Here is a 9848-nt window from a genome sequence, read left to right as displayed (position 1 = left end):
CTTATCGGCTGTTAATTTTTAAAGAGCGTTTCTGCGAGGAACTTCGTGTTTCTCAGCAGCGCTGCGTTTTCAGCAGCAGAGAAGCGAGATTATGAACCGTGTTTCGCATTTCGTCAACAACTTTTTTAACTACTTCGTTGCGACGACTGCGGTTTAATTCCATTTGCGCTGGAGTCGTTAAAACCGACATCAACAGCACCGCTTCCCTTCTTTCCCCCGCGCTGCGTTTCCGTTAGCGCGAAAGAGGCGTGATTCTAAGCACCAGTCTCAGTCTCCGCAACCCCTTTTGTGAAATTATTTTGACATGCGGTGCCGGGGGTCGCTGAACCTCTCCAATGGTCATATATATGCGACACGGCAGAAGCAACCCCGGTTGCCCGTGAACAGCCCCGCCGCATCGAGCCTAACCGTCGTCGCTCAACGCCCCACCATCGCCCTCACCACGCCGTCCCGGCGAATCAGCCCGTGATACAGCGCAGCAGCAAAGTGCGCGAGGAACGTCGCGAAGAACAGATAGGCCAGCACCCGGTGCGCGACCCGGAGCCAGGCAAACGTCACCGGATCCGCCGCCACGATCGCCGGCAGCTGCACACCGCCGCCCAGCGTCACCGGGTATCCGCCGGCCGACAGCATCGCCCACCCGATCAGCGGCATCGCGAGCATCAGCGCATACAGCACGAGATGCGACCCGTGCGCGGCAACCTTCTGCCACCACGGCAGATCCTCGGGTAATGCCGGTGGCGTCGACAGAACCCGCACCACGATCCGCACACACACGAGCACCAGCACGGCAATGCCCAGTGGCTTGTGAATCGCCACCAGGACCGCATGCCGCTCGGAAACTGACGCCACCATCCCCACCCCGATGAACAGCATCGCGATGATCATCGCGGCCATTACCCAGTGCAGCACCCGCGCCGGCAAGCTAAACGTCGTCGAAGCCTTCATCACCGTCCCTCCCCACTCAATCGCGCCACGCCCGCCACCCCGGCCTCTTCACTCGTCCTGCGCAGATACGAATCCGCGTAAGCCGCCGACCGCGCCGGCAGCAACGGATCCCCCGATACCTGAATCCCCTGCGGCAACACCGTCGGGTCGTAATTCACGTCGCGGCACGGCCCGCTGTCCTGCGCCTCCACGCGGTCGAGCACGAGCGTGCCCGCGTCGATCGTCGTGCGCTGCGCGGGCCAGACCTTCGTCGCGTCGTCCACCGGATCGCCGGGCTCCGCGAGCGTGACCAGCAGCTTCCACTTCTGCGGACCGGCCGCGATGCGCTGCGTCACGTCCTGCTGCAACACGTTCGGATCCGCCGCCGTCGCGACGTCGCCGGCACCAGCCGTCTGCTCCGGCACAACGCGCCACCTCACCGCCTGGCGCTTGCCGGTCGCGTCGACAAAGTAGAACGCGTTCAACCCGTAATAGCTCTCGGTGACGTAACTCGCGCTCGGCTTCGCACCTTTGATCCACTGCAGGAACGCGGCCGTCTCCGGGTGCGCGCCGAAAAACGCCTTCACCTTCGCCGGATCGGGCTTGCCCGTCTTCGGATCGGGCCGGGTCGCCATCAACTGCGCGTAGAACGCCTGCGGCGTCGCGACCGGAAACACCGGCATCGCGTTCATCCCGGTTCGCCATTGCTCGCCGTCCGGTGCGGTGAGCCTCAGCGCGAGGCTGCGAATCGGGACGCTGCTGTCGGGCGCATACGGATTCCCGCCCGGCAACGCGAACCGTCCAACCACCGGCGTACGCACCGCCTTGAAGAACGGCGCGACCGAATACATGCTCGCGGCGCCGTTGCCTTCGAAGTAGCCGGTCACGCACACACCTTTCGCGTGATTGCGCCGGAAGCCCGGGTGAATGCCGTCGCCGGCCGTCTGCAACGCATCGACGATCCGGTGCGGGGTCAGACGCGCCGGCGCGAGCCAGCCGCCGACATACCCGAACGCCACGGCCACGCCGGCCACCGCGCCGCCGATCACGGCCCAGCGCCACCACCCGCGCCCAGGCTCGCGCTGCGGCGAAGAAGAGGAAGAAGATCGCTCCATATATAGGCTCCCGACCGTCAGGTCATTGTCGAACCCGCGTAGGACGCCACCCGCGCTGGTTTATTCCACGAAAAGTTTTTTCCTATGCTGGTGGAATAAGCGGCGCCGACCGGCGTCCTACGTGGCATCTCGACCCATTCGGCAACCGGCCCGGCCATGCCCTCCACCGCCCTCGACGACGAAGCACTGCGCGAACTCATCCCCAGGCTGCGACGCTTCGCGCTCTGGCTGGCGCGCGACGTCCACGCGGCCGACGATCTCGTCCAGTCGACGCTCGAGCGCGCGCTGTCGCGCTGGTCGAGCCGCCGCGACGACGGATCGTTGCGCAGTTGGCTCTTCACGATCCTTTATAGGCAGTTTCTCGACGGCAAGCGCAGCGCGAAGCGTTACGCGTGGCTGCTCGGCCGTATCCGCGACGACGACGAAGCGCACTGGCCGTCCGCCGAGCGCGAATTCGCGGCGCGCGCGACGCTCGAAGCATTCGGCCGGCTCTCCGACGAGCAGCGCAGCCTGCTGCTGCTCGTCGCGGTCGAAGGCTTCACCTATCAGGAAGTCGCCGATCTGCTCGACATTCCGATCGGCACCGTGATGTCGCGGCTCTCCCGCGCGCGCCAGGCGCTGCGCCAGCTCAGCGACGGCGAGCTTCCCGCTCCTTCTTTGCGATTGATGAAGAAATGAACACGCCTCCGAACGAACACGACCTTCAGGCCTACGTCGACGGCCAGCTCGACGACGATGCGCGCGCCGCGGTCGAGCGCTATCTCGCACTGCATCCGGAGCGCGCTGAACAGGTGAAGCAATGGCAGCAGGATGCGCAGCGGTTGCGGGCCGCGCTCGAGAGCGTGCGGATGCCGGCGGATAACCCGGCGCTGGATCCGGCCGCGATTCGCGGACGGCGCGTGGAGCGCACGCGGATGCGGTTCGCAATGGCGGCTTCGTTCGTGTTCTGCGTCGGGCTGGGGACGTTGGGCGGTTGGCAGGCGCGCGGGTGGAACGCGCCGCCGCCCATCGCGCCGATGAGCGATGCGGTCGAGGCCTACCGGATGATGGTGGTCGATCAGACGGCGAAGGTCGATTACCGGCCGACCGGTGCGGGAGATTTGCAGGGGTGGCTCACCCGGCGCGTCGGTGCGTCGGCGAAGCTGCCGGATTTGAGTGCGGCGGGGTTCAGGCCGGTCGGCGGGCGGTTGTTCACGACGGACAGCGGCGCCACGGCTGCGATGGTGCTCTATGAGGATGCAGCCGGGCGGACGCTGAGCTTCTATATGCGGCCTGCGGAATCGAAACATCGGCTGCTGCCGGCCGGGCAACGCGTGGACGGCGCGCTGCTGGCACGGTACGGGTCGGTGAACGGGCTCAACTATGCAGTGGTCGGGCCGGCCGGGAGCCTCGCGGAGAAAGCAGTCGTGCAGGCGCTCGATCAGCAGACTTGAGTGGTACGATGCGCGCCGCGCTGGCGGTCGGTGGTGGCCTCCAGCGCCCGGAATGATGCGGCTTTGCTGACTGGGGCGCGCTCACGCTCACCGCTCGCCTGCACAGTGTTTCGACTGACTTGCTCGGTCTGTTGTCCACACCAGGGCATCTTCGCTACCCTCACCCGTCGGTGTCACAGGGTTTTGAGTCGCCGCGGAGCGGGATATCCACATCGATCGCGACGACGCCTCGCGTGGTCATTGATCGACTCGTTCACCTTGGCTGGGCACAGCGTTGCGAGTCGTTCGGGGGCGGGATATCCACAAGCCGCTTTGCAACCTGCGCCCGCACGACAGCCGGACTGATGCACGCAGGCGAATCCGCATCGCGCAAGCGTCCGGCCGCCGCCACACACGGCATTTTCGTCCCGCTGGAAGCCACCTTTCCACACTGGCCGATGCCGGCACTTACGTCATCGCGTTCTCGATGCAGGCTGCTGCTGTCGTCGCTCATGGAGCGCACTGAATGTCCGAATCCTTCACCTTCGCCGTATTGCCGTGCGGTGCCAGCATCTCCGGAAACAGTCGCGCGACCGGCTGTTGCGATGCCACCCAGTCGGGATAATCGGCCTGCATGTCCTGCAACAACCGGGCGCGGTTGTCTTCGCTATAAGACGCCTGGATCAACGCGAGCGTCGAGTACGGTGCCTTCATCGGCATCTCGAAAGCAGGCAGTTCGCCGAACGCATCCAGCCGGCTCCCGACCACCGACACGGCGTTCAACGGCGGCAACCCGGACGATCTGGCCTTCATCCGCCGCCAGCTACATACCTGCTCGACACGCGTCGGGTGTTCCGACAGCGGCACCTCATCGGCCGGCGCCGCCTCCGCCCGCGGCAATTCGACCGCGTAGACGTACGTAGGCTGCGCCTTCCAGGGGCGGGGCCGCTCGGACCACATTCGCCAGTCCCAAAGCGGAAGGTAATCCTCCGGCCAGGTATAGCGGAGCCCCATCCGATCGCCCCACTTCACCTCCACACCAATGTTTCCCGGATAGTCGTCGCCGAGCACACGCGGCCTGGCGTCGGCATTGCTCACGATCAGATAGAGAACGCCCTGCCGGACGAGGACGACAGGAATCGGAAGACGCGGACCCAGATCCCACTGACCTACCGAGTATTTGAGCGGCGGCAGAATCACGCCGCGCTTGAGAAAGTGCTGGCCGCCGTCCTGCGAAAGAAACACTTCGACAAGCGGACAGGGAATGCTGCTGGGGTACTCGCGATTACATCGGCGACTACGGTACATCCCGCCGAGCAATACGATCGTCTCGGGATCGTCCGTCCGAAAGACGGTGTACTGCAAGGCGCTTTCTTCGGGAAAAAACGTCGAGATATGGCGCGCGTCATCGACAAAACGCCACTCGGCACGCTCGGAGAAGGTGGTGCGTGGAATCAGGATCGGCGCAAGCTCCAGCGAGCGATTTGCATCGAACTGCACCCAGGGATAGTAAGGACCGACGATGATTCTCGGGTCGTTCGTGACGGCCTGCGCACCTGTGCCGACCGTGGCCGCGAGAATCAGCGCCGACAACCGCATTGAAAACGACGCGCGCTTCGCGCTCAGGAACGGCAATTTCGTCACGCCCCGCAATCGCGCAAGCAATCCGTGCATCGTCTTCCCGCCTTTATGGTTGGTGTTATCCGGCTATGAACCGGCCTCTCAGGCTGCCATCGTATCAGCAGACCGGTGCAGCCCTCCCGGATCGGCACGCCGCAGCCCGGTATCGGTACCGCCGTGTGTTTCGCCGAAGACGCATCCCTCACCGCTCGGTTGCACAGCATTTCGAGTCGGGCGAGAACGGGATGTCCACACGCGACTGGCGCGCATCATTCCCGTCATGCCGATCTCGCTCACCCGTGGATCGCACAGCGTTTTGAGTGCAATGTGGGATGGTTTTCCACAACTGGATGCCTTTGCATCGATGGTTTGCGACGCGCCTGCGTTCGGCGCAGAGGCTCACCGACACTTCGCACAGCGTTCGGAGTCGTTTGTGAATCCGTTATCCCCATACCCAGGCCGATGCTGCGCACGCATCGGACGCCTTCGGCCATCGCGTCACTTCGTCCCGAACACGCCGAGGACTTCGCCCGTCTCCGGCGAGATAACGTATTCGATCGACTTCCCAAGCCGGTTCGCGTTGCCAAGCCCGCGCATGCCTGGAATAAGCTTTGCCACGAATGTGACGATGATGACGTCATCGTCCGGCCCCGGGTCCGCCATCGATGCCTCCCTGTCCTCGACGCTGATCTCGAAGTTGTGCAAATCCTGCCCGGTCTTCGCAAAATCCTCATAGGCGGCCTTAAGGCCGAGCAACGTCGCGGTATTGAGCCGGACGGAGCATCGATCGACTGCGCCGAAATTCAGCTTCCTCACGGTGTTCTCCGGACGTTACGGGCTCGGGCTCGTCTGCGGCACCGGCCGCGGTTCCAGGAAATACTGCGATTCGTCGGGAACGACGCCGTCTGCGTAACCCTTGTACGTCATCGCCTTGCCCCCGGTGATTCAGTCATGCTGCTCGATGACGTATTGCGCCGGCCCACGCCATGCAACCGTACGGTATCCGCGCTGCACCACGCCGATTTCCCGGTAATACTCGACGAGTGCCTGTGGGCTCCAGTCGCGACCCGCGGAGAACAACGCATCGAGATCGACAAGCGCGACAACGAGTGCCTGGCGGTCGGTATCGTCTGCGATTGCGCGTTCCCAGCGCTCGGATTGTCGAGCGAAGCCCAACTGCGTCAGCACGTCAGCGGCAGCCATCACGTCGGTCACGACAACCGCGACGCGGCCGGCAATATCCTTCACCAGCATCTCGTCGACCGGCATCTTCATTGATCGCCTCGTCCGGTTTCATCCGCTGTCATCGCCCCGCTTCCTTCACAAGCCATCCGACGATCTCTGCGACGTCCTCGCCGGACAGCTTTCCGACGCGATCGACGGACACCCCGTAGTCGAGATCGAACTTCACGTTGAATCGCTCGCCTTTGTAGCGGCAACACAGGACTTCGGCTTCCGGGATCAACACGCGTTGCTCGAACACGATACCGCCCGGTTGTTGCTGCAACCGATGAACGACCACGTCGATATCGAGTGCGTCGAGCGGGGTCAACGAAGAATCACCGATCTGTCGTGAACCTGTGCGCCAGGCCCTCGCATCCTGAATGCCGGCGATTCTACAGACATGACGGCTCACGTATCGCTCGAGTGCTTCACAGCCTTCCGTTTCGTTCATCCGATCCCTGCAAGCAGTGCATATCTTGCCCGGATCACAGTCGGCGGACTGTGCTTATCCAAAGGTGTTAACAGAGTTCGTATACATACGTAGTGATAGTTAACAAACCCTGTGCCTCACAGTGGATAACGTCCCTAACCTCATGAATTCTCGACAGGAAGCGGAATGCATAACCTTGGGTGAGCTACGTGAACAGCTCCGGACATCACAGAACAACTTTTCGTCGATTCACAGTCGCGGCGACATATCCTCAATCGTTCCACTGTGAATCCAGAGGCTTGCCGGATGGTTATCCAAAGGGCAATGTGGATAACATCACAGCGCGTCGACGCGTTTTGCTGTGATGCAAACAGGTGAAGCCAACGTTCCCGGCATCGCCAGGCAACATCGATCGTCGGCCTCTGCGCACGCCGATTCAAAAAATTTTCACGAAGGGGCTTGTGCTCCTCAAAAACCCTCTCTATAATTCGCGGCTTCTTAGGCTCGTAGCTCAGTTGGTTAGAGCACCACCTTGACATGGTGGGGGTCGTTGGTTCGAATCCAATCGAGCCTACCAACGAACAAAATGAAGGGGTCTGGCAGCACAACTTGCCTACAGGCAATGCGGCTCGCCAACATACAAACGCCACGCGGCAACATCGCGTGGCGTTTTTCTTTTTCCGGCCGAAACAACGCATGTCGCCCCGATGCGTTGCGCGATCCACGGCATCGCATCCTTCCTCATCGACACCTCGATCCGTCATGCAACGGCCGCTGCGCCGCGCGTAGAATCGTGTGCACATCGAAGCGGCTGTTCCGATCGTCGCCCGATCTCCAACGCATCAAAACAACGACGCGCGATCCGCGCGACTGAGAGCACACGACCATGTCCGACGTCACGACCGCCACGTCATCCGCGAGCAACGACGAAATCGCCGCTTACGTCGGCAAGAAAGCCGCCTGGTTCGAGAGGAAATGGGAGATTGCCGCGTCGCGAAAGAACCGGCAGTCGTGGAACTGGGCAGCCTGTTTCCTGGGCCCGGTGTGGATGGCGTATCGATGCATGTACTGGCAGGCGGCCGCCGTCCTTGGCGTGACGCTCTCGATCACGCTGGTCGAGCTGCTGTTCTTCCCGAAATACTTTGAATCGAGCACGCTCGACCCGGTCACCATCGGGATTGCGGTCACGCTCGGCTGGTGCGGGAACAGCCTCTACAAGACGCACGTCGAGCGCAAGATCGAGAAGCTGCGCCCGAGCGCGACGTCCCGCGAATCGTTGCTCGCGCTGCTGGAAGCGCAGGGGGGCACGAACTGGCTCGCGGCGGCCGGTTTCGCGATCGCAACGCCGTTGCTCGGCTTCCTGATCTACATGGTGGCCGGGGCGTACTGATCGCAGGAACCGGCGGCCGGTAAAGCAGGGCGGCAGGACGGAGAAAAGGGCGTATCGCGGCCGTGCATGCGCACGGCACCCGACATGCGATCCCGCCGCACTCAATGCAGATGCTTCAACTTGTCAGGATTGCGCACGACATAGATCGCGACGATCTTCCCGTCCTCGATCTCGAGCGCGGTGGTCTGCAGCTCGCCATCCGATTCCTCCGTGATGAAACCCGGCAGCCCGTTGATGAACCCGGCACGCACGAGCTTCGACGCATGCGTGGCGAACAGACTGGCCAGATACTCGTGCACCTTCATCACCGGCTCGAAGCCGAATACCGGCGTGCCCGCGGCTGAGCGCTTGCCGCCGCCGTCCGCGTGCAGGCTCACGTCCTCGGCGAGCATCGCGCCGAGCGCGCGCATGTCGCCACTGCGTGACGCCGCAAAAAACGCTTCCGCCAGTTCGATCCCGCGCTGCTTCTCGACATGGAAGCGCGGCCGCGCCTCGCGCACATGCGTGCGGGCCCGCGCGGCGAGCTGCCGGCACGCGGCCGGGTCGCGCTGGATCGTCGTGGCCACTTCGTCGAACTCGAGGCCGAATACGTCGTGCAGCAGGAACGCCGCACGTTCGAGCGGCGAGAGCCGTTCGAGCGCGAGCATCAGTGGCAGCGTGACGTCTTCCTGCTCGTCTTCCTCGACGACCGGCTCAGGCAGCCACGGGCCGATATAGGTCTCGCGCTGGTGCCGCGCGGACTTCAGCTGGTCGAGGCACATGCGCATCACCATGCGGCGCAGGAACGCTTCAGGGATGCGCACCTCGGTGCGGTCGACGTCCATCCAGCGGATGAACGCCTCCTGCACCATGTCCTCGGCATCCGCGACAGAACCGAGCATCCGGTACGCGACGCGGATCAGCGTGCGGCGCAGCGGGTCGAAGCTCGCCGCCGCATCGTCCCGTGCTTCGGCGCTGTCCTTGGCCGGGTCGAGGTTAGGCATCAGGCCACCATCTTCGCGGCGGCGGCCTTTGCATCGGCCGGCTCGATCCACAGCCCGAAGCCGACCGCGAGCCGGTTCCAGCCGTTGATCACGTTGATCATCAGCGTGAGATTCACCTGTTCCTCCTGGCTGAAGTGGTCGTTCAGCGCCGCGTACGCCGCTTCGTGCGCCGCGTGGCCCTCCGACAGGCGCGTGAGCGCGTCGGTCCAGCCGAGCGCCGCACGTTCGCGGTCGGTGTAGCAGGGCGCTTCGCGCCACGCGGACAGCAGGTAGATGCGCTGCTCGGTCTCGCCTTGTTCGCGCGCCTCGGCCGTGTGCATGTTAATGCAGTTCGCGCACGCGTTGATCTGCGACGCGCGGATCTTGACGAGCTCGATGAGCGTCGGCTCGAGGCTCTTCGCAGCGGCGACCGAGACGGTCATCCAGTTCTTCATCAGCGCGGGTGCGGCGGCAAACGGGTTGAGTTTCGCAGTCATGGTCCTTCTCCTTTCGTGTAGGTTCCGGTGATATGACGAGCGAGCCCCCCGCGTGTGTGACATCGACGCAGAATTTTTTTCGAAGCCGACGAGCGGATCGGTGCGGAAGGCCCCCGGGGAAGGGTGGGCAGGGCGCTCGTCGAATGCGAACAACACGGCGAGCATGCTTCGTGCGCACGAGCTGGTCAGACGATTCCGCATTCACGTCAGGGTGACGATCACGGCTGAGTGAAGGTCCGCCGCAGGCATCTCCGCACGCACCTCGATACGC

The 9848-nt window shown here is 63.5% G+C and carries 11 protein-coding genes and 1 tRNA gene; 4 read left to right on the top strand and 8 right to left on the bottom strand.

Annotated features, from left to right (window positions below):
- Positions 1–417: 417 nt before the first annotated feature.
- Together G3O00_RS20930 and G3O00_RS20925 are read right to left on the bottom strand one after the other, a co-directional pair.
- The gene (locus tag G3O00_RS20930) at positions 418–948 is read right to left on the bottom strand and encodes a cytochrome b (protein WP_206144185.1); all 531 of its coding nucleotides are present in this window, start codon (positions 946–948) and stop codon (positions 418–420) included.
- Complete coding sequence (locus tag G3O00_RS20925) at positions 948–2042, bottom strand: catalase family peroxidase (protein WP_206144184.1); 1095 nt, start codon at positions 2040–2042, stop codon at positions 948–950. Before G3O00_RS20925 ends, G3O00_RS20930 begins: the two co-directional genes overlap by 1 nt.
- Positions 2043–2198: 156 nt before the next feature.
- On the opposite strand from G3O00_RS20925, the gene G3O00_RS20920 reads away from it, so the two are divergent.
- Both G3O00_RS20920 and G3O00_RS20915 read left to right on the top strand, forming a co-directional pair.
- Positions 2199–2720: a sigma-70 family RNA polymerase sigma factor gene (locus tag G3O00_RS20920; protein WP_206144183.1), complete on the top strand. Its 522-nt coding sequence runs from the start codon at positions 2199–2201 to the stop codon at positions 2718–2720.
- On the top strand, positions 2717–3475 hold the full coding sequence (locus G3O00_RS20915; protein WP_206144182.1) for an anti-sigma factor: 759 nt from the start codon (positions 2717–2719) through the stop codon (positions 3473–3475). The genes G3O00_RS20920 and G3O00_RS20915 overlap by 4 nt, the downstream gene beginning before the upstream one ends.
- A 489-nt stretch (positions 3476–3964) precedes the next feature.
- Here G3O00_RS20915 and G3O00_RS20910 read toward each other — a convergent pair whose 3' ends face one another.
- The 4 genes from G3O00_RS20910 to G3O00_RS43440 all read right to left on the bottom strand — a co-directional run bounded on the left by G3O00_RS20910 (position 3965) and on the right by G3O00_RS43440 (position 6749).
- Positions 3965–5128 carry a hypothetical protein gene (locus tag G3O00_RS20910; RefSeq protein WP_206144181.1) on the bottom strand — a complete coding sequence of 388 codons (1164 nt, stop codon included), beginning with the start codon at positions 5126–5128 and terminating at the stop codon, positions 3965–3967.
- A 444-nt stretch (positions 5129–5572) separates the two neighbouring features.
- Positions 5573–5890, bottom strand: coding sequence for a hypothetical protein (locus tag G3O00_RS20905; protein ID WP_206144180.1), 318 nt, complete (start codon positions 5888–5890; stop codon positions 5573–5575).
- A gap of 129 nt (positions 5891–6019) precedes the next feature.
- Positions 6020–6343: a hypothetical protein gene (locus G3O00_RS20900; protein WP_241025259.1), complete on the bottom strand. Its 324-nt coding sequence runs from the start codon at positions 6341–6343 to the stop codon at positions 6020–6022.
- A gap of 34 nt (positions 6344–6377) precedes the next feature.
- Complete coding sequence (locus G3O00_RS43440; protein WP_241025258.1) at positions 6378–6749, bottom strand: hypothetical protein; 372 nt, start codon at positions 6747–6749, stop codon at positions 6378–6380.
- A 479-nt stretch (positions 6750–7228) separates the two neighbouring features.
- On the opposite strand from G3O00_RS43440, the gene G3O00_RS20890 reads away from it, so the two are divergent.
- Positions 7229–7305, top strand: a tRNA-Val gene (locus tag G3O00_RS20890).
- A 309-nt stretch (positions 7306–7614) separates the two neighbouring features.
- Positions 7615–8118, top strand: a complete 504-nt coding sequence (locus G3O00_RS20885; protein WP_206144178.1) for a DUF2628 domain-containing protein — start codon at positions 7615–7617, stop codon at positions 8116–8118.
- Between the two features lie 101 nt (positions 8119–8219).
- Here the strand turns inward: G3O00_RS20885 and G3O00_RS20880 are convergent, their stop codons facing one another.
- Positions 8220–9101 (bottom strand): sigma-70 family RNA polymerase sigma factor, encoded by an 882-nt coding sequence (locus G3O00_RS20880; RefSeq protein WP_206144177.1) that lies wholly within the window; start codon positions 9099–9101, stop codon positions 8220–8222.
- Positions 9101–9577 carry a carboxymuconolactone decarboxylase family protein gene (locus tag G3O00_RS20875; protein WP_206144176.1) on the bottom strand — a complete coding sequence of 159 codons (477 nt, stop codon included), beginning with the start codon at positions 9575–9577 and terminating at the stop codon, positions 9101–9103. Before G3O00_RS20875 ends, G3O00_RS20880 begins: the two co-directional genes overlap by 1 nt.
- Between the last annotated feature and the right edge of the window lie 271 nt (positions 9578–9848).

Source organism: Burkholderia sp. Ac-20384 (genome assembly GCF_017104605.1).
In the GTDB taxonomy this organism is placed as follows: Bacteria; Pseudomonadota; Gammaproteobacteria; order Burkholderiales; family Burkholderiaceae; genus Burkholderia; species Burkholderia lata.
Note: the sequence above shows the minus strand (reverse complement) of the source record. Positions and strands in the feature narration are given on the sequence as shown.

What these genes read in the sequence shown, in the direction of transcription:
- G3O00_RS20930 (WP_206144185.1), bottom strand. Translation starts at nt 948, where the DNA reads ATGAAGGCTTCGACGACGTTTAGCTTGCCGGCGCGGGTGCTGCACTGG.
- G3O00_RS20925 (WP_206144184.1), bottom strand. Translation starts at nt 2,042, where the DNA reads ATGGAGCGATCTTCTTCCTCTTCTTCGCCGCAGCGCGAGCCTGGGCGC.
- G3O00_RS20920 (WP_206144183.1), top strand. Translation starts at nt 2,199, where the DNA reads ATGCCCTCCACCGCCCTCGACGACGAAGCACTGCGCGAACTCATCCCC.
- G3O00_RS20915 (WP_206144182.1), top strand. Translation starts at nt 2,717, where the DNA reads ATGAACACGCCTCCGAACGAACACGACCTTCAGGCCTACGTCGACGGC.
- G3O00_RS20910 (WP_206144181.1), bottom strand. Translation starts at nt 5,128, where the DNA reads ATGCACGGATTGCTTGCGCGATTGCGGGGCGTGACGAAATTGCCGTTC.
- G3O00_RS20900 (WP_241025259.1), bottom strand. Translation starts at nt 6,343, where the DNA reads ATGCCGGTCGACGAGATGCTGGTGAAGGATATTGCCGGCCGCGTCGCG.
- G3O00_RS43440 (WP_241025258.1), bottom strand. Translation starts at nt 6,749, where the DNA reads ATGAACGAAACGGAAGGCTGTGAAGCACTCGAGCGATACGTGAGCCGT.
- G3O00_RS20885 (WP_206144178.1), top strand. Translation starts at nt 7,615, where the DNA reads ATGTCCGACGTCACGACCGCCACGTCATCCGCGAGCAACGACGAAATC.
- G3O00_RS20880 (WP_206144177.1), bottom strand. Translation starts at nt 9,101, where the DNA reads ATGCCTAACCTCGACCCGGCCAAGGACAGCGCCGAAGCACGGGACGAT.
- G3O00_RS20875 (WP_206144176.1), bottom strand. Translation starts at nt 9,577, where the DNA reads ATGACTGCGAAACTCAACCCGTTTGCCGCCGCACCCGCGCTGATGAAG.